This window comes from Serratia sp. CY40230 (assembly GCF_052168835.1).
Taxonomy (GTDB): Bacteria; Pseudomonadota; Gammaproteobacteria; order Enterobacterales; family Enterobacteriaceae; genus Serratia; species Serratia nematodiphila.
The window spans coordinates 110,794-137,222 of record NZ_JBJNLX010000007.1; the positions used below are offsets into that span (position 1 = coordinate 110,794).

24 protein-coding genes and 1 pseudogene are annotated in these 26,429 nt (G+C 60.0%); 12 read left to right on the forward strand and 13 right to left on the reverse strand.

What is annotated here, in order from left to right; genetic code table 11:
- Window positions 1-4 precede the first annotated feature (4 nt).
- From ACJ8IJ_RS22060 to iolD, 3 genes are read right to left on the reverse strand one after another with little or no spacing between them, the layout of a single operon-like run.
- Complete coding sequence (locus ACJ8IJ_RS22060) at window positions 5-889, reverse strand: sugar phosphate isomerase/epimerase family protein (protein WP_004930845.1); 885 nt, start codon at window positions 887-889, stop codon at window positions 5-7.
- Between the two features lie 39 nt (window positions 890-928).
- A complete protein-coding gene (locus ACJ8IJ_RS22065; RefSeq protein WP_004930848.1) occupies window positions 929-1,942 on the reverse strand; it encodes a Gfo/Idh/MocA family protein in 1,014 nt (337 codons plus the stop codon).
- Between the two features lie 35 nt (window positions 1,943-1,977).
- Entirely contained in the window at window positions 1,978-3,918 is a 1,941-nt protein-coding gene (iolD, locus tag ACJ8IJ_RS22070) for a 3D-(3,5/4)-trihydroxycyclohexane-1,2-dione acylhydrolase (decyclizing) (protein WP_442518917.1), read from the reverse strand.
- A 547-nt stretch (window positions 3,919-4,465) separates the two neighbouring features.
- On the opposite strand from iolD, the gene ACJ8IJ_RS22075 reads away from it, so the two are divergent.
- Together ACJ8IJ_RS22075 and ACJ8IJ_RS22080 are read left to right on the forward strand one after the other, a co-directional pair.
- Window positions 4,466-6,397, forward strand: coding sequence for a bifunctional 5-dehydro-2-deoxygluconokinase/5-dehydro-2-deoxyphosphogluconate aldolase (locus ACJ8IJ_RS22075; RefSeq protein WP_442518918.1), 1,932 nt, complete (start codon window positions 4,466-4,468; stop codon window positions 6,395-6,397).
- A 203-nt stretch (window positions 6,398-6,600) separates the two neighbouring features.
- Window positions 6,601-7,437 carry a MurR/RpiR family transcriptional regulator gene (locus ACJ8IJ_RS22080; protein WP_004930856.1) on the forward strand — a complete coding sequence of 279 codons (837 nt, stop codon included), beginning with the start codon at window positions 6,601-6,603 and terminating at the stop codon, window positions 7,435-7,437.
- 41 nt (window positions 7,438-7,478) lie between these two features.
- Here ACJ8IJ_RS22080 and ACJ8IJ_RS22085 read toward each other — a convergent pair.
- The 4 genes and pseudogenes from ACJ8IJ_RS22085 to ACJ8IJ_RS22100 form a co-directional block, all read right to left on the reverse strand.
- A pseudogene (locus ACJ8IJ_RS22085) lies at window positions 7,479-7,818 on the reverse strand (type II toxin-antitoxin system RelE/ParE family toxin).
- 14 nt (window positions 7,819-7,832) lie between these two features.
- Window positions 7,833-8,102 (reverse strand): hypothetical protein, encoded by a 270-nt coding sequence (locus ACJ8IJ_RS22090; protein ID WP_131165336.1) that lies wholly within the window; start codon window positions 8,100-8,102, stop codon window positions 7,833-7,835.
- A gap of 175 nt (window positions 8,103-8,277) precedes the next feature.
- Complete coding sequence (gene iolB / locus ACJ8IJ_RS22095) at window positions 8,278-9,099, reverse strand: 5-deoxy-glucuronate isomerase (protein WP_154871820.1); 822 nt, start codon at window positions 9,097-9,099, stop codon at window positions 8,278-8,280.
- 77 nt (window positions 9,100-9,176) lie between these two features.
- Window positions 9,177-10,682, reverse strand: coding sequence for a CoA-acylating methylmalonate-semialdehyde dehydrogenase (locus ACJ8IJ_RS22100; protein WP_099981731.1), 1,506 nt, complete (start codon window positions 10,680-10,682; stop codon window positions 9,177-9,179).
- Window positions 10,683-11,237: 555 nt separating this feature from the next.
- On the opposite strand from ACJ8IJ_RS22100, the gene ACJ8IJ_RS22105 reads away from it, so the two are divergent.
- Together ACJ8IJ_RS22105 and ACJ8IJ_RS22110 are read left to right on the forward strand one after the other, a co-directional pair.
- The gene (locus tag ACJ8IJ_RS22105) at window positions 11,238-12,680 is read left to right on the forward strand and encodes a sugar porter family MFS transporter (RefSeq protein WP_049186517.1); all 1,443 of its coding nucleotides are present in this window, start codon (window positions 11,238-11,240) and stop codon (window positions 12,678-12,680) included.
- A 32-nt stretch (window positions 12,681-12,712) separates the two neighbouring features.
- Window positions 12,713-13,549, forward strand: coding sequence for a TIM barrel protein (locus ACJ8IJ_RS22110; RefSeq protein WP_197753902.1), 837 nt, complete (start codon window positions 12,713-12,715; stop codon window positions 13,547-13,549).
- A gap of 36 nt (window positions 13,550-13,585) precedes the next feature.
- Here ACJ8IJ_RS22110 and fetB read toward each other — a convergent pair whose 3' ends face one another.
- The 5 genes from fetB to ACJ8IJ_RS22135 all read right to left on the reverse strand — a co-directional run bounded on the left by fetB (window position 13,586) and on the right by ACJ8IJ_RS22135 (window position 17,092).
- On the reverse strand, window positions 13,586-14,359 hold the full coding sequence (gene fetB, locus ACJ8IJ_RS22115; RefSeq protein WP_033631883.1) for an iron efflux ABC transporter permease subunit FetB: 774 nt from the start codon (window positions 14,357-14,359) through the stop codon (window positions 13,586-13,588).
- Window positions 14,346-15,023 (reverse strand): iron efflux ABC transporter ATP-binding subunit FetA, encoded by a 678-nt coding sequence (fetA, locus tag ACJ8IJ_RS22120; RefSeq protein ID WP_004930881.1) that lies wholly within the window; start codon window positions 15,021-15,023, stop codon window positions 14,346-14,348. The genes fetB and fetA overlap by 14 nt, the downstream gene beginning before the upstream one ends.
- Before the next feature lie 191 nt (window positions 15,024-15,214).
- A complete protein-coding gene (locus ACJ8IJ_RS22125; protein WP_004930885.1) occupies window positions 15,215-15,502 on the reverse strand; it encodes a FaeA/PapI family transcriptional regulator in 288 nt (95 codons plus the stop codon).
- A gap of 37 nt (window positions 15,503-15,539) precedes the next feature.
- Window positions 15,540-16,649, reverse strand: a complete 1,110-nt coding sequence (locus ACJ8IJ_RS22130) for an FKBP-type peptidyl-prolyl cis-trans isomerase N-terminal domain-containing protein (RefSeq protein WP_442518919.1) — start codon at window positions 16,647-16,649, stop codon at window positions 15,540-15,542.
- A gap of 29 nt (window positions 16,650-16,678) precedes the next feature.
- Window positions 16,679-17,092: a hypothetical protein gene (locus tag ACJ8IJ_RS22135; RefSeq protein WP_015379341.1), complete on the reverse strand. Its 414-nt coding sequence runs from the start codon at window positions 17,090-17,092 to the stop codon at window positions 16,679-16,681.
- A 758-nt stretch (window positions 17,093-17,850) separates the two neighbouring features.
- Between ACJ8IJ_RS22135 and ACJ8IJ_RS22140 the strand changes: the two genes are divergently transcribed.
- The 8 genes from ACJ8IJ_RS22140 to ACJ8IJ_RS22175 all read left to right on the forward strand — a co-directional run bounded on the left by ACJ8IJ_RS22140 (window position 17,851) and on the right by ACJ8IJ_RS22175 (window position 25,293).
- On the forward strand, window positions 17,851-18,381 hold the full coding sequence (locus ACJ8IJ_RS22140; protein WP_004930897.1) for a fimbrial protein: 531 nt from the start codon (window positions 17,851-17,853) through the stop codon (window positions 18,379-18,381).
- 91 nt (window positions 18,382-18,472) lie between these two features.
- A complete protein-coding gene (locus ACJ8IJ_RS22145; RefSeq protein WP_015379343.1) occupies window positions 18,473-19,024 on the forward strand; it encodes a fimbrial protein in 552 nt (183 codons plus the stop codon).
- Between the two features lie 86 nt (window positions 19,025-19,110).
- Window positions 19,111-21,597 (forward strand): fimbria/pilus outer membrane usher protein, encoded by a 2,487-nt coding sequence (locus ACJ8IJ_RS22150; RefSeq protein ID WP_049186521.1) that lies wholly within the window; start codon window positions 19,111-19,113, stop codon window positions 21,595-21,597.
- A 24-nt stretch (window positions 21,598-21,621) separates the two neighbouring features.
- Window positions 21,622-22,368, forward strand: coding sequence for a fimbrial biogenesis chaperone (locus ACJ8IJ_RS22155; protein ID WP_004930906.1), 747 nt, complete (start codon window positions 21,622-21,624; stop codon window positions 22,366-22,368).
- 11 nt (window positions 22,369-22,379) lie between these two features.
- Window positions 22,380-22,991 (forward strand): fimbrial protein, encoded by a 612-nt coding sequence (locus ACJ8IJ_RS22160; RefSeq protein WP_004930909.1) that lies wholly within the window; start codon window positions 22,380-22,382, stop codon window positions 22,989-22,991.
- Window positions 22,992-23,005: 14 nt separating this feature from the next.
- Window positions 23,006-24,010, forward strand: a complete 1,005-nt coding sequence (locus ACJ8IJ_RS22165; RefSeq protein WP_049186522.1) for a fimbrial protein — start codon at window positions 23,006-23,008, stop codon at window positions 24,008-24,010.
- 18 nt (window positions 24,011-24,028) lie between these two features.
- Entirely contained in the window at window positions 24,029-24,568 is a 540-nt protein-coding gene (locus ACJ8IJ_RS22170; protein ID WP_015379347.1) for a fimbrial protein, read from the forward strand.
- Between the two features lie 101 nt (window positions 24,569-24,669).
- On the forward strand, window positions 24,670-25,293 hold the full coding sequence (locus ACJ8IJ_RS22175) for a LuxR C-terminal-related transcriptional regulator (RefSeq protein WP_176326528.1): 624 nt from the start codon (window positions 24,670-24,672) through the stop codon (window positions 25,291-25,293).
- A 13-nt stretch (window positions 25,294-25,306) separates the two neighbouring features.
- Here ACJ8IJ_RS22175 and ACJ8IJ_RS22180 read toward each other — a convergent pair whose 3' ends face one another.
- Window positions 25,307-26,395, reverse strand: a complete 1,089-nt coding sequence (locus ACJ8IJ_RS22180; RefSeq protein WP_165491298.1) for a fimbrial protein — start codon at window positions 26,393-26,395, stop codon at window positions 25,307-25,309.
- Window positions 26,396-26,429 lie beyond the last annotated feature (34 nt).

The following is a 26,429-nucleotide window of genomic DNA, read 5'->3' on the forward strand; positions in this document are numbered from 1 at the left end:
CAGATTATTTGCCCAACAGCTCTCTTTCGATGCGTTCTCTGGTCGCCACCGCCTGGCTCGGCATCTTTTCCGGGTAGCCGAACAGCGAGGTGCAGATGATCGATTCGCCGCCGACCTTGAAGCTGCGGTTGGCAAATTCCATGTCGCGCAGCGTCTGGAACAGGGCGTCGAAATTCACCTCGCCTTCGCCGATGCCGACGTGCTGGTGCACCGCGGCGTCAACGCCCGGCGGGTTGACGATATAACGGCAATGCTTGGTGTGGTTCATGGTGTCGGCGATCAGCACGTGGGACAGATCGTCCCCGGCGTACTGCAGCATGCCGGCTACGTCACCCTGCCCCTTGTCGTAGTAGAAGGTGTGCGGCACGCTGTAGAGGTATTTGACGTGGTCGCTGCGCAGCGACTTCACCAGATCGGCGGTTTCGTTGCTCAGCTCGCAGAAGTCCCACGGGTGCGACTGGATCTCCATACGAATACCCTCGCGCTCAACGATCGGCAGCAGCTCCTCCATCGAGCGATACCACAACTCCTCGCAGATCTCCGGTTCGTTGGGGTTGCCGGCCAGCTCGGTGTTGATCACCTGCACGCCCATTTCCACCGCGATTTCGATCATCCGCCTCCAGTTTTTGACCGCCGCCTGGCGGCGATCTTCCCCCGGACCGGACCAGCGATACACCACGATAAATGAGGAGATCTCCACGCCGGTCGCTTTTAGGGCGTTTTTATACTCCGCCATGATTTCGCGGCTGGCCTTCGGATGTTTGTAAAACGGGTTGATCTGCGGGTGCGGCGACTGCTCGATGTATTTGTAGCCCCAGTCCGCCACCTGCTGAACCATTTTGGTGACGCCCAAATCCCGGATAACGTCGACATCAAAAGCGATCTTCATGGTCACTCCTCTGCAATCGTGGTTACGCGCTGCGAGCGGTTATTTACCGTAAAACGCCGGGCGCGCCGGCAGGGTCACCGGCACGATCTCGCCGCTGAGCTGGGCCGCCACGCAGGCGTCGGCGGTTACTGCGGCGGCGTAGCCGTCCCAGGCGGAAGGCCCGGTCAACTTGCCCGCGGCTACGTCGTTGATGAAGCCCTGCAGCTCGACGTCATAGGCATCGATAAAGCGATCCTTCCAGTCGGTCAGGATTTCGGTCGACAGGCGGGCGCCGCTGCGCATCTGCACCGAGGACGGTTCCGGCAGTTTGGCGATGCCGGTTTCCCCCACCACTTCGCACTGAATGTCGTAGCCGTACTGGCAGTTGACGAAGATTTCGACGTCGATGCGCGTCCCTTTGGCGGTTTCAAACAGCACAATTTGCGGATCTTTCAGGTGCGGGAACGCCTTCGGGCTCTTGCGTGGGAACACCACCTGCACCGACACATAGTCGTCGTCGAGCAGCCAGCGCAGCACGTCGATTTCGTGGATCAGGGTGTCGGTGATCGCCATATCGGTGGTGTAGGCCTCGCCGACCGTCGGGTTGCGGTGCGCGCAGTGCAGCATCAGCGGCTCGCCGATCTGGCCGCTGGTCAGTACCTGTTTCAGCGCGCGATAGCCCTGATCATAGGGGCGCATGAAGCCGACCTGCACCAGCCGTTTGCCGTGCTTCGCTTCGGCGTCGACAATGTTTTTGCAACCCTGCGCGGTCACCGCCAGCGGCTTCTCGCAGAATACCGGTTTGCCGGCGGCGATGGCCGCCAGCACGAACTCTTCATGACTCGGCCCCCAGGAGGTGACCAGCACCGCCTGCACGTCGGCGGCCTTGATCAGATCGTGGCCGTTGTCATACACCCGCGCATCCAGCTGCAGATCGCTCACCACCTTGGCGGCGTTGTCGCGGTTGATGTCGTTGACCGCCACCACGCGGGCGCCCTGCAACACTTTGCTGCAGCGACGGATATGATCGCGGCCGATGGCGCCGGTGCCGATAACCCCAATGTTCAATGTCATTTTCGCTACCCTCGAGATTAATGTATGAAAACGAATCAGTAATCGCGCGCCTTATCGATGTTTTCCTGCAGCTTGCGCGCCACTGCGACGATTTTTTCGCTGTCGGCCACCTGAGCGCCGCCCACGCGCCACCAGCTGAGATACTTGTGCACCATGGTCTTCGGCAGCACCTTGATGTCCAGCAGCGTGGACACGGTTTGCCTGCGGGCGTCGGCCAGCGCGTCGAGCAGCTGCTGCTCGGTGGTGACGCGATAGGTTTTACAGCCGTAAGCCGCCGCCAGCATGGCGAAATCGACCGGCACCAGCTTGCCGTCGAGCTTGCCGCCCTGTGGATTGCGGAAGCGGAATTCGGTGGTGTAGCTGTCCATGCCGTGTTCCATCTGCAGGTTGTTGATGCAGCCGTTGGTCATGTTGTCGAACAGCACCACGTTGATCTTGCAGCCTTCCTGAATCGAGGTGACCAGCTCGGAATGCAGCATCATGAACGCGCCATCACCCACCATCGCGTACACCTCACGCTGCGGCTCGGCCAGCTTGACCCCCAATGCGGCGTTCACCTCGTACCCCATGCAGGAGTAGCCGTATTCCACGTGGTAACCGTGCTCGCCGCGGTTGTGCCACACCCGCTGCAGATCGCCCGGCAGGCTGCCGGCGGCGGCGACGATCACGCTGTCCGGCGGCAGCTCGCGATTCAGCACCCCCAGCACCCGGCTTTGCGTCATCGCCGAGTCGGTCTGAGCGATAAATTCGGCGAACACCCGCTCGCGATCGAGGTGATCGTCGATCTCCGGCACAAAGCCTGCGCCGCTGTATTCCACCGCGTAAACCCGCTCGGTCTCTTCACGCTGGGCGCCGCGCGCCGCGGCGATGGCGTCGCCCCAGCCGGCGCGATAATCGGCCTGCGCCAGCAGCGCGCCCAGTTCGCTCAGGGCCTCGCGGGCGTCCGCCAACACCTGCACGCCGTCGAGCTTGCCGGCGTCGAAGGCGCTGACGTTGATGTTGAGGAAGCTGACGCTCGGATTTTGGAACAACCATTTGGACGAGGTGGTGAAATCGGTATAACGGGTGCCGACGCCAATCACCAGATCGGCCTGCCGGGCCAGCGTGTTGGCCGCCAGGCAGCCGGTTTCGCCGATGCCGCCGAGGTTGAATTCATGGTCGCTCGATACCGTGCCTTTGCCGGCCTGGGTTTCGGCGAACGGAATGCCGAAGCGCTCGGCGAATTCGCGCAGCGCCCGCCCAGCCTGCGAGTATTTCACGCCGCCGCCGCACACCAGCAGCGGTTTGCGTTTGGCCGTCAGCAGCGCCAAGGCGTCCGCCAACATGCCATCGGTCGCCGGGCGGCGATCGAGTCGGTGCACGCGTTTTTGGAAGAAATAGTCGGGGTAGTCGTAGGCTTCCCCCTGCACGTCCTGCGGCAGACACAGCGTCACCGCGCCGGTTTCCGCCGGATCGGTCAGCACGCGCATCGCGTTGATGCAGGCGCTCATCAGCTGTTCCGGCCGCACGATGCGGTCCCAGTACTTGCTCACCGCACGGAATGCGTCGTTGGTGCTGATGCTGAGATCGTAAGACTGTTCGATTTGCTGCAACACCGGGTCCGGCTGGCGGGAAGCGTAAACGTCGCCCGGCAGCAGCAATAAAGGAATGCGGTTAGCGGTGGCGGTGGCCGCGGCGGTGATCATATTGGCGGCGCCGGGGCCGACCGATGAGGTGCAAGCGTAAATTTGCCGGCGCAGCTTCTGTTTGGCGAAGCCGATCGCCGCATGGGCCATCCCCTGCTCGTTGCGGCCCTGGTGCACCCGCAGATCGCCGCTATCCTGTTCCAGCGCCTGCCCCAGCCCCAGCACATTGCCGTGGCCGAAAATCGCGAAAATGCCCGCGACGAATTTGGTTTCCACGCCGTCGGCCAGCAGATACTGGTTATCGAGAAATCTGACGAGCGCCTGCGCCATGGTTAACCTGATCTTGCCCATTTACCCACCCTTTAGATTAAGGGCCGCCCCGGAAAGCGCTCATGCCGAGCCGACAATCCCGTGTTTGTGTTACGCGGCGGCAGCTATTATCTTGAGCAGGCGATGCCCGCGCTGCTCACGAAGTCGACAACCTGAAACGTGAAGCGATTATAAACAAATATATTTTTCATAAAATCACATTACAGAAGAAACATTTCATTTTGCGATAAAGATCGCATATTGCATGAAAAGCCCGTTTCATCTTGTGGTTCAGCCTTCATGGGCTTCGTGCCGCGCACCGGCCGATAAAAGTCGTTGGCACATGGGCTGACAGCCTTTTCCCCTGCCCTCATCCCCCTTTTATGTTCGGCCTCAGCGGCCCTTGCGCAGCCGATTCATCGCCTTTTCCCACGCCTCTGTCGATGTTTTAAACGCATCACATTTTTGGGGTGTAAATTTCATTTCATATTGAAATTGAAATTTTCATTCCCCATACTGTCCCCATGCTTCCTGCAGGGCGCCACGCTCGGGCCGCCGCCGGAGTTTTGCTTAACAGAAGGAAACGGGTATGGCTACACAACAAAAACAGCTTGATGTCATTTGTCTCGGGCGCATCGCCGTCGATTTCTATGCTCAGCAGATCGGCGCGCGTCTGGAAGACGCCGGCACATTCGCCAAATACCTCGGCGGCTCTTCCGGCAACGTGGCCTATGGCACCGCCATTCAGGGGTTGAAATCCGGCATGCTGGCCCGCGTCGGCGATGAACACATGGGCCGCTTTCTGCGAGAAGAGCTGCAGCGCGTCGGGGCCGATACCCGCTGTCTGATCACCGACAAGCAACGATTAACCGGCCTGGTGATCCTCGGCATCAAGGATCAGGAAACCTTCCCGCTGATCTTCTACCGCGAAAACTGCGCGGACATGGCGCTGACGCCGGACGACATCGACGAGGCCTACATCGCCTCCTCCCGCGCGCTGGCCATCACCGGCACGCACCTGTCGCACCCGAACACCCGCGCCGCGGTGCTGAAGGCGCTGGAGTATGCGCGCCGCCACGGCCTGCGCACCGCGCTCGACATCGATTACCGCCCGGTACTGTGGGGGCTGACGTCGCTGGGCGACGGCGAAACCCGCTTTGTGGAATCAGACCAGGTGACCCGCGAACTGCAGGAGGTGCTGCACCATTTCGATCTGATCGTCGGCACCGAAGAGGAATTTCATATCGCCGGCGGCAGCACCGACACGCTGACGGCGCTGAAAAACGTGCGCCGGACTACCGCGGCCACGCTGGTGTGCAAGCGCGGCGCGCAGGGCTGCTCGGTGTTCGAAGGTGAAATCGCCGACGACTGGGCGCAGGTGAAGCTGCACGCCGGTGTGCGGGTTGAAGTGCTGAACGTGCTGGGAGCCGGCGACGCCTTTATGTCCGGGCTGCTTCGCGGCTACCTGAACGATGAGGGCTGGGAGCAGGCCTGCCGCTACGCCAACGCCTGCGGCGCATTGGTGGTTTCGCGCCACGGCTGCGCGCCGGCGATGCCGACCAAACGGGAGCTGGACGACTACCTGCAGCGTGAACAGCAGGTCACGCGCCCGGACCGCGACGCGCGCCTGAACCACCTGCACCGGGTCACCACCCGCAAGCAGCAGTGGCCGGAACTGTGCGTGTTCGCCTTCGATCACCGCAAGCAACTGGCGGACATGGCGCGCGAAGCCGGCGTCGGCGAGGAACGCATTCCGCGCCTGAAGACCCTGCTGCTCACCGCGGCGCAACAGGCTGCCGCGCAGGCCGGCCTCAACGGCAACAGCGGCATTCTGGCCGACACCACCTACGGGCAGGCGGCGCTGAACGAGATCACTGGCCGGGGATGGTGGATCGGCCGGCCGGTGGAGCTGCCCAGCTCGCGCCCGCTGCGTCTGGAGCACGGCAATATCGGTTCGCAATTGATCGACTGGCCGCAGGAGCACGTGGTGAAGTGCCTGGTGTTTTATCACCCGCACGATGCGGAGGAACTGCGCCGCGAACAGGATGAGCTGATCGCCGACGTCTACCGCGGCTGCTGTAAATCCGGCCACGAGCTGCTGCTGGAGGTGATCCTGCCGGACAGCAACGCCGACAAAGACGAACGCTATTACCTGGAGATGATTGAACACTTCTACCAGTTGGGCATTCAGCCGGACTGGTGGAAACTGCCACCGCTGAGCGCAGAAAACTGGCGGCAGGTCGGTGCCCTGATCGACACCTACGATCCCTTCTGCCGCGGCGTGCTGATCCTGGGGCTCGACTCCCCGGAGGCGGTGCTGAAGGCGGGCTTCGCCGCCGCCGCGGATGCGCGCTGGGTGAAAGGTTTCGCCGTCGGCCGCACCATTTTCGGCCAACCTTCGCGCCGCTGGCTGCAGGGGGAAATCGACGACGCGGCCCTGATCGAGCAGGTGAAACAAAAATACCTGACGCTGATCGGTTTCTGGCGCCAGTACCGTCCGCAGGCGGGCGGCACGCACTGACAGCAACAGCAGGTTCACGTCCCCTTAAGGCCATTTCGCCGCTTTAAGGGGATTTTTTTGCCCCTTTTCTGTGAAGTCGCGCAATGTGCGATCGAATAAATCGCTTTTTGAGGAAATGAAATTTCCGCTCCGTCTGTTAAAATACCCTGTCAATATTTCAGGCATCAGGCCAATGCGCCTTCACCCCACTGCGAGCCGAATGGATGAACAACCCAACTCAACTTTCGCTGTTACAGGACGAGATCCGCCACCGTTATGAAACGCTGAGCAAGCGTTTGAAGCAGGTGGCGCGCTATATTTTGGATAACAGTAACAGCATCGCTTTCGATACCGTTGCCTCCATCGCCGCACAGGCCAGCGTGCCGCCTTCCACCTTGATCCGTTTCGCCAACGCCTTCGGCTTCAGCGGCTTCAACGAAATGAAGCAGGTGTTCCGTCAGCATCTGATGGAAGAAACGGTAAACTATACCGAGCGCGCGCGCCTGTTCCGCCAAACCTCTACCGACGACAACGTCGCGCCGGAGAAGCCGGCGGAGATTCTCAACGTATTCACCATGGTCAATGCGCAGGCGCTGCAGCAGCTGGCGATGCAGATTGCCCCCGAGCAGTTGGATCGCGCCGTCGAACTGCTCAACAACGCCGAAAACATCTACGTGATCGGCCTGCGCCGCTCGTTCAGCGTCGCCTCCTACCTCACCTATGCGCTGCGCCATCTGGAGCGCCGCGCATTTCTGATCGACGGCCTGGGCGGCATGTTCACCGAACAGCTGAGCATGGTGAAACCGAAAGACGTGGTGATCGCCATCAGCTATTCGCCGTACGCCCGCGAGGCGGTGGAACTGGTGGAATTGGGCGCCAAGCGCGGCGCGCAGCAGATCGCCATCACCGACAGCCAGGTCAGCCCGCTGGCCGCGTTCAGCGACGTCTGTTTCGTGGTGCGCGAAGCGCAGGTGGACGGGTTCCGTTCGCAGGTGGCCTCGATGTGCCTGGCGCAGACGCTGGCGGTCTCGCTGGCGCTGAATAACGCCCGGGACGAGTAAGGCGGATGTGAACGCGCCCGACAGGCTCGGGCGCGGCGGGATTATTGCAGCAACAAATAGCGGTAGAGCGCGCTTTCCAGATCCTGCTTCATGCTGATGAAAAGCAGAATCTCCACCGTTTGGCCGTCGTAGTCATAGATGACGCGGTATTCGCTGTCGGGATCCAATCGTTCGTGCAACCGCACTCCCATGCCCGCCAGCACGGCGTTGAAGCGGTAGCGGGCGGGATCGTCGGCAATTTGCCGCTAGGGACGATAACAACTGATTGTCCACGAACATCCCGGCTGCGACGGCCCCTATCGTTCCGCTCTTATAAGACTCGATGTCTTTCAGGCTCCATTCCGCCGCCGGCGCGACGGTAAAACGTATTTCCTGGGGCATCCTGCACCTCGGGTCTATTTCCGCGCGTCACGCAGCCGCTGCAAGGTTTCTTCGGGCGACAGACCGCGCTGATTTTTAATCTCTTGCTTCGCCATCATAGTCAGTTTCAACAACGCGTTGGACTGGCGCTCGAGATTGCGTTCCCGTATTTCGGCCCCTCTCTCAGCCGCCGTTTGTACAAACAGCTCGGCAACACCATTTTTTGTGACGTAAACCCCGCCTTCAAACAGATCGGGCGAACCTAATCCTTCGCGCGCCGCTTTTTGAGACATGGTGGTTGTCATAGTTTTTCCTCCTGTGTACCGGCATTCTCACTGCATAACAGCGGTTCGTTAGATTCACTCAGCCAGGGAGCAATCGTGTGCGGACAGGTTATCATTTGAGCAAGGATAGAGGGCAAATTTAGGTCAAATTTATCCCCTGATAAAGAGAAAGCCCGGCAAGCCGGGCCTCAAGCGCTTACTGCGCGGCGGGATAGGCGTCGCCGTTAATCCAGGCGTGGTCTTTTTCCCAGGTGAATTTCCACTGCCGCACCGGCCCGGCCATCACGTTGAGATAATAGCTGTCGTAGCCCGCCAGGGTCGCCACCGGATGATAACCGCGCGGCACTTTCACCACGTCGCGATTGTAGACCGGCATGCATTCGTCGAGCGTGCGATCGTCGGTATAGACGCGCTGCATGCAGAACCCTTGCTCCGGCTGAATGCGGTGATAGTACGTTTCTTCGAGATAGGTCTCGTCCGGCGAGTCTTCTTGATCGTGCTTGTGGCTCGGGTAGGAGCTGGTATTGCCCTCGTCGGTGTAAACCTCCACCACCAGCAGACTGTCGGCCGGCTCGCTGTCCGGCAGAATGTTATGCACCAACCGCTGGTTGCGCCCCTTGCCGCGCCGCTCCACGCCGATTTCCGCCGGCGTGATCAGGCGTGAAGGCAGGTGGCCGCTGCCGGGCGCGCTGCACACCGCCAACTCCAGATCGGTTTCTGCCCGCACGTCGATGCGATCGTGGTGCGGCACGTACACCGCGTAAGGCGGCGTGCGCTCGAACGGGCTCATGCGTTTGCCGATATGCGGGTATTCGGCGCGCAGCGTGGCGACGGAGGCGATACCGGCCACCAGTACCAGACACAGTTCCTTGTCACCGCACTCCAGCTGCAGCGACTGCCCGGCGGCCAGGCGGTAAACGTCAAAGCCGACATAGCCCCAACCGGCATTTTCCGGCGTCACGTGCTGGATACGCCCCTCGGCGTTCGGCGCCTGACATTTGGCAAGCAGTGAAGACATTTCGATTCTCCTGTTAACTCCCCGTGCAAAGGCCGCTGCCCCCATGGAGCAACGGCCCGCTCATACTCTGCGATCGCTTAACCCAGCGTCGGCATGCTGAATTCAGACACCGTCTGCTGCCCGGCCGGCCAGCGCGCGGTGGCGGTCTTCATGCGCGTGTAGAAACGCACGCCGTCGGTGCCGTGCACGTTCAGCGCGCCGAACACCGAGCGCTTCCAGCCGCCGAAGCTGTGGAACGCCATCGGCACCGGCACCGGCACGTTGACGCCGACCATCCCGGCCTGCACTTCCTGCACGAACTGGCGCGCGTAGTGGCCGCTGCCGGTAAAGATGGCGCTGCCGTTGCCAAACTCGTGGCCGTTAACCGTGTCGATGGCGGTGCGATAGTCCGGCACCCGCACGATGCCCAGCACCGGCCCGAAGATCTCTTCGCGGTATATGCGCATGTTCGGCTTCACATGGTCGAACAGCGTGCCGCCGACGTAGTAGCCTTCAGGATAGCCCGGCACCTGATAATTGCGGCCGTCGGCCACCAGGGTGGCGCCTTCTTCCACGCCCAGATCGATGTAGCCCAGCACCTTTTTCTGGTGAGCGGACGATACCAGCGGCCCCATTTCATTCTCTTCGCCGCCCTGCTGCAAGCCCGGCCCGACGCGCAGCTGCGCGATCAGCGGCTTCAGTTTGGCGATCAGTTTGTCGGCGGTGTCGTCACCGACCACCACGGCGATCGGCAACGCCATGCAGCGCTCGCCGGCAGAGCCGAACGCGCCGCCCATCAGCGCATTGACCGTGGCGTCCAGATCGGCGTCCGGCATGATGATCGCCTGGTTTTTCGCCGCGCCGAAGGCCTGTACCCGCTTGCCGTGCGCGCTGGCGGTGGTATAGATATGTTCCGCCACGGTGGAGGAACCGACGAAGCTCACCGCCTGAATGCGCGGATCGGTGCACAGCTGCGCCGCGTCTTCATTGGCGCAGTGCACCACGTTGAACACGCCGTCCGGCAGGCCGGCTTCTTTCAGCAGCTCCGCCAGGCGCACCGAGGCCGAAGGCACCAGCGCCGGCGGCTTGAGGATAAAGGTATTGCCGCAGGCCAACGCGATAGGGAACATCCACATCGGCACCATCGCCGGGAAGTTGAACGGGGTAATGCCCGCCACCACGCCCAGCGGCTGCATCAGCGAGAAACTGTCGACGCCGCTGCCGACGTCCGGCGAGTACTCGCCCTTGATCAGATGCGGGATGCCGCAGGCAAATTCGACCACTTCCATGCCGCGCGTCAGTTCGCCCAGCGCATCCGAATACACTTTGCCGTGTTCGCTGACGATAAGCTCGGCCAGCTCGTCGCGGTGCTGTTCCAGCAGCGCCTTGAAATTGAACATGATGCGCGCGCGGCGCAGCGGCGTGGTGCGCGACCAGTCGGCGAACGCCCGATGGGCCACGTCGATGGCCTGCTTGACTTCGGCGGCGGTGCTCTGCGTGACGCGCCGCTCAACCTGCCCGCTGGCCGGGTTGTGCACGTCGACGGTTTGATTGCTGCTGCTCAGGCACACCTGCCCGTCAATAAAGTTACCCACGGTTTTCATGTCACGCCCTCTTTTCAAGTCCGCTGTCGCCTGGCCACACCCAGGCGGCGCGGCGTTAATCGTCCCGCTCGCCAAACCCCGTCGGCAAGCCGGCTAAATCCTGACCGGATGCAGCAAACTCTATTTCATTGAAAAAAAAGTTTCAAATAAATTGTTTTGAAAAATTTGTTTTTAGTGCGTGAGGTCGCAATTTTGCGGTGTCGATCGGGTTGGCGCTTGCATTGCCGTGCAAGGGAAAGCGCAACTGCGGCGGAGAAAGTTGGGGTAATACACACTGACTTTGCTACAGAAAACCGCACTGCGCCTGCCCTGCCGCCGTTACCGCACGCCCTCGAGCGCCCAAGGTGCCCGAATCGCTCGCGACGGTTTTTTTTGAACTGGATCTAAAAATCAATATTCCATTATTCACTAATTATGAAATAAATGTTCTTGTTTGTTCCAGCATTTATCGACGACATCGCCTTGATGACAGGCACGGTTCACACCCTTCCGCTCGCCCTCTTCCCGACAACCCAACCGTGCGGACGGAAGCCAGGATAAAAATCGGAGCAACACATGTCATATCAGCGTAAGCACAATACCGGCTACATATTGCGAATTTGCGGCATCGCCGCCCTGGGCGGCATTCTGTTCGGCTACGATACCGCCGTGATCTCCGGCGCGATCGAAGCGTTGAAAGCCTATTTCGATCTCAGCCCGGCCGAAACCGGCTGGGCCGTCTCCAACGTGGTGATCGGCTGCGTGGTCGGCGCCTTCGCCGCCGGGCCGCTGGCGGCGCGCTGGGGCCGTAAAAAGGCGCTGATGCTGGCGGCGCTGCTGTTCACCGTGTCCGCCGTCGGCGCCGCATTGGCTCCAACCTTCACCTGGTTCGTCATCTACCGCATCATCGGCGGGCTGGCGGTCGGCATTGCCGCCACCGTGTCGCCGATGTACATGTCGGAAGTGTCGCCGAAAGACATGCGCGGGCGGGCGCTCAGCATGCAGCAATTCGCCATCGTCTTCGGCCAAATCGTGATTTTCTACGTCAACTTCAAAATCGCCAGCATCGCCAGCGAAGCCTGGCTGGTGGAAATGGGCTGGCGCTGGATGTTCGCCTCGGGCGTGATCCCCTGCATTCTGTTCTGCATCCTGGTGTTCGTCATTCCTGAATCGCCGCGCTGGAACGTGATGATGGGCCGCGACGATCAGGCGCTGGCGATGTTGACCAAGGTCTCCAACGCCGCCCACGCGCAGAATCTGCTGAAAGAAATCAAAGACTCGCTGCAGCAGGATCAACAGCAGCAGCACCGGAAGCTGAACTACGGCGATGTGCGGGTGCGGTTCATCCTGTTCGTCGGCTGCATGATCGCCATGTTGCAGCAGGTCACCGGCGTCAACGTGATGATGTATTACGCGCCGGTGGTGCTGAAAACCGTCACCGAAAACGCGCAGGAAGCGCTGTTCCAAACCATCTGGATCGGCGTGCTGCAGTTGGTCGGTTCGGTCATCGGTGCCATGCTGATGGATCGCATGGGCCGCATTCCGCTGATGCGTTACGGCACGCTGGGCGCCATCGCCGGCCTGCTGCTCACCTCGTACGCGCTCTACACGCAGGCCACCGGCTATTTCGCGCTGTTCGGCATGCTGTTCTTCATGGTGTTTTATGCGCTGTCCTGGGGCGTCGGCGCCTGGGTGCTGGTGTCGGAAATCTTCCCAAACCGCATGCGCGCACAGGGGATGAGCATCGCCGTCGGCTGCATGTGGGTCGCCAACTTTGCGGTGTCGCAGTCGTTCCCGATGATCAACGACCACCCTTACCTATTCTCGCATTTCCACGGCGCCTTCCCGATGTGGATCTTTGCCGCCTGCTGCCTGTTCAGCTACTGGTTTATCGGCCGCTATATTCCTGAAACCAAAGGCGTCTCGCTGGAAAAAATGGAACAGGTGGTGCTGGCCAAACGCCACCGTCAATCCCTGCCCGACGGCAAGCCGCTGCCGCTGGAAAACGGCAAATCCTGATCTCTCACCCCTTATCGCTGGAGTCATGCCCCATGAACATTGCGCTGGACCGCTTCTGCATTAACCGCAAGATCGCGCCGAATCTCGATCTGGACAATTTTTTCCGCCTGGTGAAACGCTGCGGGCTCAGCAAAGTTGAGCTGCGCAATGACATGCCCAGCGGCAAGGTGACCGACGATCTGAGCGACGCGCAGCTCAACGCGCTCGCCGCGCAATACGGCATTGAAATCGTCACGATCAACGCCCTCGGCATGTTCAATCAGATGGATGACCCGGCGGCGCTGCAGCAGCGCGCCGAAGCGTTGCTGGCGCAGGCGCAGGCCATCCACAGCCGGGCGCTGGTGCTGTGCCCGCACTGCAGCGCCGACGACACGCGCAGCGAGCAGCAAAAACGGGACGATACCCTCGCCGCGTTGCGTCTGCTGGCGCCGCTGTTTGCCCGCTACGGCGTGCAGGGATACGTCGAGCCGCTGGGCTTCGGCATCAGCTCGTTGCGATCGTCGCTGCTGACCCAGGCGATCATCCGCGATTCGGGCGCGCCATACCGCATCGTGCTCGATACTTTCCACCACTATTTGAGCGGTGTGGCGCAAGCCGACTTCGACGCGCAGATCCAGGTGGCGCAGATCGGCCTGGTGCATCTGTCCGGCGTGGAGGATGGGCGGGATAAAGGCGCGCTGAGCGATGAAGAGCGCATCATGCTGAGCGCGGGCGATCGGCTGGAAAGCCGCCGCCAGGTACAGAACCTGGAACGCCTGGGCTACACCGGCGTCTATGCCTTCGAGCCCTTCTCTTCGCAGTTGGACGGCTGGAGCGAAGCGGATATCGAACGGGAAATCCGCCAGAGCATCGCCCTGCTGCAAGGGTAAAAAAAACGGCCTCCGCGGAGGCCGTTTTTCATGGCGTTACTTCAGGTTGCCGACCACCAGCTGGTGGCGCGCATTGTAAAACTTACGGTAAGCCAGATAGCAGGCGATGATGGTCGACAGGCTGGCGGTGGAAAGCAGCATAAAGGTCACCATAATCTGGTATTTGATCGCTTTCACCGGGTCGATGCCGGCAAAGATCAGCCCGGACATCATGCCCGGCAGGCTGACCAGCCCAACGGTTTTCGCCGAGTCCACGGTCGGGATCAGCGAAGCGCGGATGCTGTCGCGGATCAGCGCCGCCGAGGCGAACTTGGGCGTCGCCCCCAGGCTGAGCATCTCCTGAATCTTCTGCTGCTCGCCTTTGAAACGCTGGCCGAGGTTGGTGTAGCACAGCCCCACCGCCACCATGGCGTTGCCGGCGATCATCCCGGAGATGGGGATCACCTGCATCGGCGTAAATTCGATGGAGCCGGTCAATACCAGCACCGCCAACGTCAGCACCGCGCCGGTGGTGATGGCGATAAACGACGTCACGAACGCGTGTTCGACGTACTTGCTGCGTTTCTTGGCGTTGTAAGCCGCGTTAAAGCAGATGAACAGCACCATCAACACGGTGAGAACGGCGTTATCCAGGTCGAAAATATACTTCAGCACGTAGCCGACGATGATCAGCTGCACCACCGCGCGGCAGATGCTCCAGATAATGTCCTTTTCCAGCGCCAGCTTTTCCCGGTGGCTGATCAGGATGGCGACCACCACCAGCACCATCGACAAGCCCAAGGATTCGTTGGTGATGTTATGCTGATTCATGCTGTTGCTCCTGTTGCTCGGCGCCGTGCGCGCGCAGGGTGATCACTTCGTCCGCATGCGCTATCTCTTCGGTATCGTGCGTCACCCACAGCACCGCCAGCCGGTGTTCCGCCACCAGCTGATGCACTATCTCATTGACGTTACGTTTGTTTTCCTCGTCCAGCGCGCTGGTGATCTCATCGAGCAACAGCACCCGGGGCATAAACTGCAGGTTGCGGATCAGGGATACCCGCTGCTTCTCCCCGCCGGACAGTTCATTGATGCTTTTGGTCAGCATCGCCTCCGGCAGCCCGAAACGCGCCAGATCGGCCTTCATTTTTCGCTCGGCCGGCGGTTCCTGGCGGATCTGGTAGGGCAGCGCCAGATTGTCGTAAACCGTATTGCCGAACAGTGACGGCGTCTGGAAGCAGTAAGAGACCTGCTTGCGATACGCCTCCGGCGACATCTCGTCGATCGCCTGGCCGTCGAAATAGAGCTTTCCGCTGGTCGGATCCATTAAGGAAGAGATGATTTTCAGCAGGGTGCTTTTCCCGCAGCCGGAAGGTCCGGTGATCAGTTTGAACTCGCCTTCACCCAGCGTGAAAGAGACGGAATCCAGGATCACCTGGCTGTCTATTTGATAATGAATATCATCCAATCTCAGTATGTCTTTCTTTTCCTTCATTACGATGCCGGCTCCCTATACCTGTTCCCGTCTGAGCGATAAGTATATGGCCGCCAAAAACATCTTAGCAATGGCTGTGCGGATGGCAGCGAACGAAGGGGAAGGATTGACGGAGCGAAACGCCCCGCCAAATGATAAATTTAATTAATGATTAGCTGTAGGAATAGTCAAAAGCGACCGCCAGGGTCGAATCACTCTTTTTTTATCGCTGCCTGTTCGTCGCAGCTGTACCAGCGGAGAGAATTGTTGATGCTGCGGTGGGTGCAGTGAACCTTACCCTCCTTTTCCAGCGCCAGCAGCAGGGTGCGGGTGGTATAAATATTTTCGCCGCATTTATCCGCCAGCTCGCGCGTCTTCGGCCACTGCTCCGGCGGGGGATGATGGCCCCCAGATCCTTCCACACGCTCCCTGCACAATCCTTGCAACACATTCAGCATCAGCGATTTTCTGCTTTCAAACGTTTTCGGCGCCTTGGCCATAGCATTCCTCCTGAGTGGTTACTGCTGAGCACCCCGCTCACGGCTGCACGTCAGCGATGCGCAGGGTGTAAATCATGGTGGCATTCGGGGGGATCGCCGGCGGGTTGCCCTGTTTGCCGTACGCCAGCGCCGGCGGCACCACCAGCGTGATCGCACCGTGACGCTGCAGCTTCTCGATAGCCGCGCGAAACAGCGGCGGGTAGCGCGTCAACGGCTGCGAGATCACCGTCCCCGCCAGCTCCATGTCTTTGACTACCCGGCCGTCGGTCAGGCTTTCGCGCACCACGATATCCACCCGATCGTCGGCGCCGATCGCCCCGCTGCCGGCATAGTCCACCCGGTAATAGAAACCGAGCGCATCCTGCTTGACCCCCTCCTGGCGAACGAAATTGGCCAGGTAGGCGTTGTCATCCCGAGGCGGCGCCTGCGTCTGTAGCGCCTGCTGCAACCGCTGCTGCGCCGTGTGCAGCGCCGTGTGCAGCGCGCCGTCGATGGCGGCTTCATCGAGCCGCAATCGCCCGGCCAGGGTATCGGCGATGCCCGCCAGCAACAGCTGGGTATCCGCTTCCAGACCCGCGCGCCGGTTCTCCTGCTGCAGATGCAGAATGTCGCGTCCGAGCGACACGCCGGCGGCATACGCCTGCTTGTCCGCCGCGCTGGCCAGCGCAGGCGGCTCGGCCGCCTGCTGCCGTTCGGCCAGCAAGGTCTCCACCCGCCGCTGCTGCTGCGCCAGCTGCGTCGCCAAACTTGCGCTGCGCTGTTCGGCCCGCGTTAACGAAGCGGCCAGCACGCTCACTTCAGGCACCGGCGCAACGGCCTGCCGCAATCCCTTCAGGGCATCGGCCAGCGGCCGAATATCGACGACGGCCGGTTCCCGTTTCGGCGCCGCGGCGGCCTGAGCCGCCGCCAACTGCCGCTCCAGCTGACGGATTTTCTCTGCCTGCTGTTGCACAGAGTGCTGCAACGACGTTAAACGAGCGCTGTCTGCGGCCGGTTTGGCGGCTGGTGCTGACGCCGATTTACGCGCGGTATCTTCCCTGGGCGCGGCCGGTGGCGCCTGCCGCTGTTCGGCAAACTTCAACAGCGCGGGAATGCCGTCATCGGCGGCGCAAGCGGCCCCGCTCGCCGCCAACAGCAAAAGCCCCATCGCCCATCCTTGCGCGCATCGCTTCATGGCTACAGATTCTCAACCCGGCTGGACAGATCGGACATCAGCTCATGCTCGACGTCAGCGCAGAATTTCTCGGTTTTATATTGATAAAGAGCATCAATCGCTTTACGGGTACTCTCATCCACATTGCCGCGCACCCCGGCATATCCGGAAGCGTTGGAAAGCAGGCCATTAAAATAGGCGATGCGTTTTTGGTAACTTTGCGGATTAATATTCTTTAATGAATTAACCCGCTGCTGACAAAGCGCGATGCGTTGCTCATCGGATTTATCATTAGGATTATTCTGTGAGATTTTTTTCACGGAATTCAGTTTTGTCTTGCTCCCGCCCGCACAGCCAGAAAGCGCCATAAGAGACAGCAGAAATAGGGTCAATCCCACCCAACGGCGCCCGCCGCAAGCATTAATCATCGTTATCATTCCGTTTATAATCCTTTAATTGTCACTTAGGTCATCATTATGTGGCGAACGGCAGCAGCACATGCCTTAATTTGATTAATCAAAATGGGTTAGGTAGCAAAAAATCCCTATCACGCAATGCGATAGAATAATTCACTACCGGTGCAATTGTTATTTAATTGTTAACCAATTAGGTCTAAACGCTGGCTAAACGCGAATAAGAAACCCCATTCCCTCATGAACAAACAACCATGAAATAACAATAAAAACAATAAATTATGTTTTATATTTTGTTTCTAAAGGGAAATGCATCATCTGCTGCCTCAGAGCGATATTAGCAAAACAATATTGTGAATTGTAGGTGTCACCCTATTTCCCCCGATCTAATATCTCGCATATCGTTATTTATATAGTGATTTATACTGGATAATATTTGTATACGATCTATTGATTTTAAAGCAAATATATTTCTTTTTCCTTTTGGTTTTATATTCTGAATTTGACTTAATTTAATAAAATCTATTTCCAAGCAATACTATTATTTGCAAGAATATTCCCAGCAACACGCCACACGTAAAAAACGTATTTTATTTACCAGAAAATCCATTATCGATTTTCCAAATCTCGTTATTTCTCATAAATAACGGATATCGGCGTATTGCCCAGAGCAAAAGGATCTGGCTCCAACCGCACGGGCGGCGACATGGCGTTGCCACCGCCGCGGGGGATTTAGATGTGCTGTTCTTTTTATTTAAAAACTCTCTACAGGAACCTGAGAAATGAAACTGAATAAATTAATGCTGGCAACCATGATTGCTTTCGCTTCCGCATCTGTTGCTCATGCCGCATCTAATCAGGGCAGCGGTAAAGTCACCTTTACCGGCGAAATTATCGATGCGCCATGCAGCGTCGCGCCGGAATCCGTTGACCAAACCGTGCCGATGGGCCAGATCAGCAGCCGCATCCTGGCCAACCAGGGTAAATCCAGCATGCAGCCTTTCAACATCGAACTGAAAGATTGCTCCATCTCCACCATGAAAAACGTCAAAGTGACCTTTACCGGCACGCCTGATCCGGTTAACAACAAACTGCTGGCCCTGAGCGGCACGGCAACCGGCGCCGGCATCGTGATCTACGACAACCTGCACTCCAAAGAGGTGGAACTGGGCACCGCGACCGACGGTCAGGGCCTGAACGACGGCGACAACTCGCTGAAATTCGCCGCTTATCTGCAGGGCAGCAGCGCCTCAAGCGCCGTGGTGCCGGGCGACTTCACCAGCGTGGCGAACTTCACCCTGGCTTACCTGTAATACCCCACAGGGGATGTCTCAGGGCATCCCCCGCTTTATTGCATGCCGAGGATACCGGCAAGGGAACAGGGAAAGACAGGGAGACGCCAGCATGACTATCCGCCTTTGCGGCCTGTTGCTCATCGCGCTAAGCGTCGGCAGCGCGGCGGCGGCAGCGAAAAATCAGGGCCACGGCAAAGTCAGCCTGGGCGGCACCATCGTTGAAACGCCGTGCGGCATCGCCAGCGACAGCCTGGATCAAACCGTCGATTTTGGTCTGATTTCCATGACCGACGCCTCGCAGGATGGGCAGTCGGTGCTGATCGGCAGCCGCCGCCATTTCACGATCAAACTGGTGAACTGCGAGCTGGCCAGCCAGGTGAAGCCTGACTTCATCTATCGCGCGGCCAACGTCACGTTCGACGGCACCGCCGACAGCGGGGATCCTTCCCTGCTCGGCGTTTACGGCGAGGCGCAGGGCGTGGCTATCGAGCTGTTGAACGATGCCGGCACGCCGATCCCGCTCGGCAGCACGACGGCGGATTACCAGATCGTCGCCGGCGACAACACGCTGCGCTTTGGCGCGCAGTTGCGCCTGCATCCCGACAAGGCGCGGGCGGGCGGCTTCAGCTCTCTGGCCAAATTCACCCTGTCTTATCTCTAGCGCCGGCGGGCGCTGCACAGCATTACGTATTCAGGTCGTACGGATGACCTGCTATTGGGCGCGGACTTGCCATGAGTGATTATGCTATGACGTCATTACTGACACGGAAACACCTACCTCTCCTCGTCATTCTATCTTTCCTCTGGGTGCGTCCGGCATTTTCCGCCACGGAATTCAATACCGACGTCCTGGATATCGGCGAGCGCAGCAAAGTGGATCTTTCGCGCTTCTCCGACGCCGACTACGTCATGCCCGGCGCTTATTTGCTGGACATCAAGATCAACCAGAAAACGCTGCCCCAGCGCAGCATTCAGTATTTCCCGTCACCGGATAACAAGAGCGGCAGCCAGGTGTGCCTGCCGCCTGACCTGGTGGAAAAAATGGCGTTGAAAGAAGAAGCGGCCAAAAAAATCACCCTGTGGCACGACAACCAGTGCGCCGACATTCGCGGCATCAAAGGCGCGACCATCTCCGATCGCATCGGCGGCGGCGTGCTGGCGATCACCATCCCGCAGGCGTGGATGAAATACTCCGATCCCGACTGGACGCCGCCCGAGCAGTGGGACGACGGCATTCCCGGCCTGCTGCTGGACTACAACCTGAGCGGCCAGTTAGGCAAGCAGAGCCACAACAACAACACCGCCCAGAACCTGAGCAGCTACGGCACGCTGGGCGCCAACCTGGGCCCCTGGCGCCTGCGCGCGGACTACCAGGCCAATTACAATCAGCAGGCCGGCGATCGCAGCACCGGTTTCGACTGGAACCAGATCTACGCCTACCGCGCGCTGCCGATGCAGGCCGCCAAGCTGACGCTGGGCGAGATCTATCTCGACTCCGGGGTGTTCGACGCCTATCGCTTCACCGGCCTCAACCTGGCCAGCGACGAGCGCATGCTGCCGCCGAACCTGCAGGGCTACGCGCCGGAAGTGCGCGGCATCGCCAAGAGCAACGCCAAGATCACCGTCTCGCAGGAAGGCCGCACGCTGTACGAAACCACCGTGCCCGCCGGGCCGTTCGCCATCCAGGATCTCAACAGCTCGGTGCGCGGCAAGCTGGACGTCAAGGTGGAAGAGCAGGACGGCACCGTTTCGACCTTCCAGGTGGATACCGCCACCATTCCGTACCTGACCCGCCCGGGCTACGTGCGCTACAACGTGGCGCTCGGCAAAACCTCGGCCTACGACCACCGCACCCAGGGGCCGCTGTTTTCCGCCAGCGACTTCTCCTGGGGGCTGAGCAACGCCTGGTCGCTGTATGGTGGCGCGCTGCTCGGCGGCGACTATAACGCCTGGGCGCTCGGCCTCGGCCGCGATCTGAACGTGTTCGGCGCCATGTCGCTGGACGTCACCCAGTCGATCGCTCGCCTGCCCGGCGAGCCGACCGCCAGCGGCATGTCGTTCAAGCTCAACTACGCCAAACGCTTCGACGAGCTGAACAGCCAGATCACCTTCGCCGGCTACCGCTTCTCGCAACGCAAATTCATGAACATGTCGCAGTATCTGCAGGAGCGCTACGGCGATTACGACAAGAATTACAACGGCCGTCAGAAAGAGCTGTATACCATCACCGCCAGTAAAACCTTTATGGCGGAAGACAGCGCCAGGGCGATCACCACCTATCTGACTTACTCGCACCAGACCTATTGGGACGCGCGAACCCAGGATCGTTACGGGCTGTCGACCAGCAAGTTGTTCAGCATCGGCGATATCAGCAACATCACCGCCTCGCTGTCGGCTTACCGCACCTATTACCAGGGCCGCACCGACGACAGCGTGATGCTCAACTTCACCGTACCGATCGGCGATCGTCGGCGCGTCGGCTATGCGCTGCAAACCAACAACGGCGACGTCACGCAGACCGCGTCGTACAACGACTACAGCGATCCGGACAATACCTGGCAGGTCAGCGGCGGCTTTAACCAGTCCGGCAAATCGCTGGCGCGCGGGTACTACACCCACAACGCCTCGTTTGGCTCGCTGAACGCCAGCGCCTCTTACCAGCAGGACAGCTACTCGTCGATCGGCGGCTCGTTCCGCGGCGGTCTCACCGCGACCCGGCACGGTATCGCGGCGCATCAGAACTCGAGCAACGGCGGCAGCCGCATGATGCTCGACACCGACGGCATCGCCGGCGTGCCGATCAACAACGGCCGCGCCTACAGCAACCGTTTCGGGCTGGCGGTGATTTCCGACATCACCAGCTACTACAACACCGACACCCGCATCGACGTCAACAAGCTGGCGGACGACGTCGAGGCCACTCGCGCCGTGGTGCAAGGCACGCTGACCGAAGGCGCCATCGGTTACCGCCACTTCGAGGTGGTGAAAGGCAGCAAGCTGCTGGCCACCATTCGCCTCGCGGACGGCAGCGAACCGCCGTTCGGCGCCGCGGTGCTGAGCGAGAAAGGCCGCGAGGTCGCGGTGGTCAACGACGGCGGCTCGGTCTACCTGACCGGCGTGCAGCCGGAGGAAAAACTGGACGTCGCCTGGGAAGGCCAACGCCGCTGCCGCATCGTGATCCCGGGCGCCGCCAAGCCGCTGGACCAGCTGCTGCTGCCGTGCGCCACCCTGTAATCCGTAACGCTGAGAAATAATGACATGAACAAACACCCGATAACGCTACTGACCGCCGCCGGCCTGGCCCTGAGCGCCGTACTGCCCACCGCCGACGCGGCGATATCGCTGGATCGCACGCGCGCCGTTTATGTGAGCGACGCCAAATCGATCAGCCTGAATATCGTCAACGAAAACAAAGAGCTGCCTTTCCTGGCGCAGTCCTGGCTGGAGAACGAGCAGCATCAGAAAATCACCTCGCCGCTGGTGGTGCTGCCGCCGTTGCAGCGCGTGGAGCCGAGCGAGCGCAGCGTGGTGCGCATCACCAAGACGCCGGAAGCGGATCGCCTGCCGCAGGATCGCGAGTCGGTGTTCTACTTCAACCTGCGCGAGATCCCGCCAAAAAGCACCAAAACCAACGTGATGCAGCTGGCGCTGCAGACGCAGATCAAGCTGTTCTACCGGCCGAAGGCGATTGTCGCGCCCAAGGGTGAAGTGTGGCAGGAAAAGCTGGTGTTCCGTAAAAGCGGCAGCGCCATCACCGTCGACAACCCGACGCCGTTTTACATCACCCTGACCGGCATGACGCGGCAGACGCAAAAACAGGGCGGCGGCGCGATCGGCGGTTTTCAGCCGCTGATGCTGAAGCCGAAATCCAGCGAAAGCCTCAAGCTGCACGACACCGGCATGAACAGCTTCGTCATCACCTACATCAACGACTACGGCGGCCACCCCGAGCTGCGCTTCGTCTGCAACGGCAGCGTTTGCACCGCCGTGCCCGAGAAAAAATAAGGAGGTCCAGCATGGCTGAATTCACCGATCGACTGCGCCCTCTGCTGCTCGGCGCACTGCTGTGCGGCGGCGGCGCGCTGGCGGCAACGCCGCTGGGCGTGATCGAAGGCACCACCGGCACCGTCAGCTTTCACGGCGGTCTGCTCAGCTCTCCCTGCAGCCTGACGCCGGACAGCCGGGATCAGTCCGTCGATCTGGGCGACGTCAGCGCACGCGACTTCCGCAACGCCGGCGATCGCAGTGCGCCGGTGCGTTTTCGTCTCTCGTTCCGCAATTGCCTGCTGGGCGCGCGCGCGCTGGCGGATAACCCGGCCGGCCCGCGCAACGGCGATGCCGGCCGCCTCTACCTGCAGGGTGAGCAGGCCGCCACGCTGGTGTTTCTCGGCGAAAGCGACGTCGACAACCCGTCGCTGCTGAAGCTGAACGGCGGCGTACAGGGCATCGGTCTGCGGCTGCAAGACCAACAAGGCCAGGCGCTGGAGCTGAATCAGCGCAGCCGCCCTTACATTCTGCAGCCCGGCAGCAACACCCTGTGGTTCAGCGCCAGCGTGGAATCCACCCAGCGGGCAGTGATGGCGGCCGGGTTCGCCGCCGTGGCGCACATTCAGGTGATTTACCTGTGAGGCTCGAGAACGCAATGAAAACTCAACTGACCAAACTCTGCCTGCCGCTGGCGATCGCGCTGGCGGCCCCCGCCGCCTGGGCCAACGGCTATGTCACGCCGGACGGCGGGCCGAAACAGTTCTATATCGATCTGAATGAAAGCAACATCACCAACCAGGTGGGGTTCACCAAACTGTTTCCCTATGATCTGGGTGGCACCTATACCGGCAAGGTGTATTGCGATACCCCTATCCCCACCAGCCCACACTTTTACAAGTCGGATTCGGCGTTGCCCCCCTCCGACTACGGCAACGGCTATTTAAAGCTGAATGACTTTTTGGATTTAAAAGCCGAGGTGTGGATTGCCGGCAACAAGAACGCCTACGTCACCGTGCCTTTTTACAACGAATCGAATTTGCTGAGCCAACACCGCTGCCAGCCGCCGTACTTGCAGGTCAACAACTACGGCAGCGGCTCCAAAGGCAAGATCACCTTCCGGGTGCGCAAAAAGATCATTAACGGCGTTGAGATTAACGATCGGCAGATCATCGAGATGTACGGCCGCCTCGGCTCGACCGACGGCGGTTTCGGCCCCAACCCGATGGCGCAGGTGTTTATCCAGTCCGCAATCCTCTACGTGCCCGATAAATGCGTGGTGAACGAAGGCCAGTTGATCAACGTGGAGTTTGGCGAGATCGGCGGCAGCGATCTCAACGGCTCGAACTACCCGCAAAGCATTCCGGTGCGCTTCCAGTGCGAGGGCGGCAGCTTCGAGGACGGCACGCTGAACATCAAGCTGGCGGTGTCGGGCACGGCGGCCTCCTTCAGCAACGAGGTGTTCAAAACCGACAAGAACGATCTCGGCATCCGGCTGACGCACAACGGCCAGCTGGTTATCCCGAATGAGTTTTACCCGGTGCCGAACATCGGCAACGGCGGCTCCTGGAACCTGGTGGCGGCGCCGCTCGCCAACGGCGGCGCAGAGATCGGCGAAGGGGAATTCAACGCATCGGCCACCATCGTGGCGGCATTCCAGTAACCGAGGGAGGAACGGAAAATGCGTCTACGCGCTTTAGCGCTGCTGAGCTGCGCGCCCTGGTGGTTTGCCGCCATGCCGGCGGCGGCGAACACCGAGCTTATCGGCGCGCCGGTGCAGTTCCACGGCACCGTGGTGAGCCGCCCGTGCAATATCGAACCGCAGTCCGCCGATCAGCTGGTGGAGATGGGCACGGTGATCGTCAAAACCCTGTACCGCTACGGCCATACCACGCCGGTGCCGTTCAGCATCAAGCTGACCGACTGCAAGACCACGGTGTTCAAATCCGTCAGCGTGACCTTCAGCGGCGCCGAAGACGGAGAGCTGCCGGGCAAGCTGGCGATCAACAACGGCGCGAACGGCGCCGCCATCGCCCTGTTCGATCATCAGGGTGCGGACATCTCTCTGAATAAGGCCACCAGCGCCGTCGCGTTGCAAAACGGCCCCAACAACCTGAACTTCACCGCCTATGTACAAGGGCGGCCGAGCGCGATTCAGAACCAAAGCATTACCGAAGGCGAATTCACGTCCGTCGCCAATTTTGTGCTGGCGTACCAATAAGCCCCGCACCGTCCCAGGGAAATCAGGAAAACGCCCGGCGCGCAATCGCCGGCAATGGGCCGTCACCGTTCGCTCCGGCGCGGCCTTTTAAGGAGGCACCCATGCCAGATATTCGCTTCACGCTGTTCGACAGCGATAACTTCTACCAGCAGGGGCTGCGTCTGCTGCTGCAGGATTATCTGCACTCCCTGAACGAATGCCAGCGCCGGTACCCGCAGTTCTCGCCGCTGGCGCTGCAGGCGTTGGATAACATCGAAATCGTGTTCCGCACGCCGGAAGAGCGCTGGGGCTGCGCCTGCTGTTACCAGAGCCCCTACGGCATCCCGCGCCAGCGGCAGCTGACCCTGCTGATCCTCGACGACACGACCCAGCAACAGGTGAAAAACCTGCCGCCGCTGTTCAGCATCCATCGGCGCGATTCGGCCTACGCCATCCGCCTCAAATTGCAGATGGCGCTGGAGAAATTTATCCAGCATCCGTGGATGGCGCTGCACGCCGCCGGCATGTGGAAATGCCAGGCCTGCCGCATCGCCGCACTCAGCCACTGCGAAAAAAAGGTGTTGGGGTTGATGAGCAGCGGCATGTCCGCCTGCAGCATCGCCGGCCTGCTGCAGCGCAGCCAGAAAACCATCAGCGCCCATAAACGCTCGGCGATGCGCAAGCTGAACGTGCGAAAAAACAGCGAGCTGAATAAAGTGCTGCTGAATCAGCGCGGGCTGAGTTGACCAGCCCGCCCACTCAATAATAATTGATGTTAAAGGTCACTGTTGCGTCGGCGGCACCCGGCGTGACCGTGGGCTCGGTTTGGATATAGCGGGCCTGCAACGGAATGGTATACGACGTAGCGTCTGAATTCGGCATCTCACGCGTCATGGTGAGCGCAAATTTCACCCACTGCCGCACACCGCCAAAATTGTAGGCCAGCTGAATACCGATACCGTCTGCGCTACCGGCGCCTTTTTTGAGCGACAGTATGCCCTGATCGCTGTCAATGATGTCGGTATTAGGCGTTAACGATACCTCTATCCGATTCGGTGTAGACGAAGTTATCCCGCCCGCCCCACTGTCGGAATAATAGGTGCTTGTGGTGCCGTAAAAACGTGGGCAATTCAACAGATGAATGGACGCATCTTTCCACTCCGTTACGCTCCCCTGTCCTTTAAAATAGGCGCCCGTTTCGTAGTTCCCCATGGCAACGAAAACATCTGGCGTGGTGCAGGTTTGCGCTACGATATTGATAGAGCCGGTAAAGCAAAGCCGCATCGCGGTAAAGGGGGACACAACCGGACCAACCCGAGTCACCAGACAGGGCAGATCGGCGCCGGTGATGGTGCCGGGTTGAATATCGCCGGTTTTTATCAGCCGAATACGATATTTAAAAAGATTCGACGACCACCCATACAGGGTATGACTCTCCGTGCTTTGTGACGAGTACGGTAGGGTAAAGGGCAAAGTGTGGTTATCGATAAACACGCCAACACCCGGTACGCCCGTCTGATAAACCTTGCCAAAACCGCCACTCCACTCCGACAGAGGATGCGGCGGCGGCTCATAGCCCATGTCTATCGCGACGAATGGCTGCGCCGTCGAACATTCAACGTACACGCTCCAGAAAGTGGGGTTAAAATTTTGCGTATACAGCGTAGCGCCCCGGGCCACTTCGGACCCAACGGTGATATTGCCGGATACAATGGGCGCATTGATATTCAGATCGTTTTTAACGTCCGATTTATCGCTGTAATAACAGTCGGCCCACGCCGATTGAGCCAGCAACAGCGCCAACAAGGCGATGCCGCGCCAAATGCCCTGGCGGTTTTTCTGTGTCATCTCATTCTCTCCCGTGCGCTGAAACGCCGTCGCT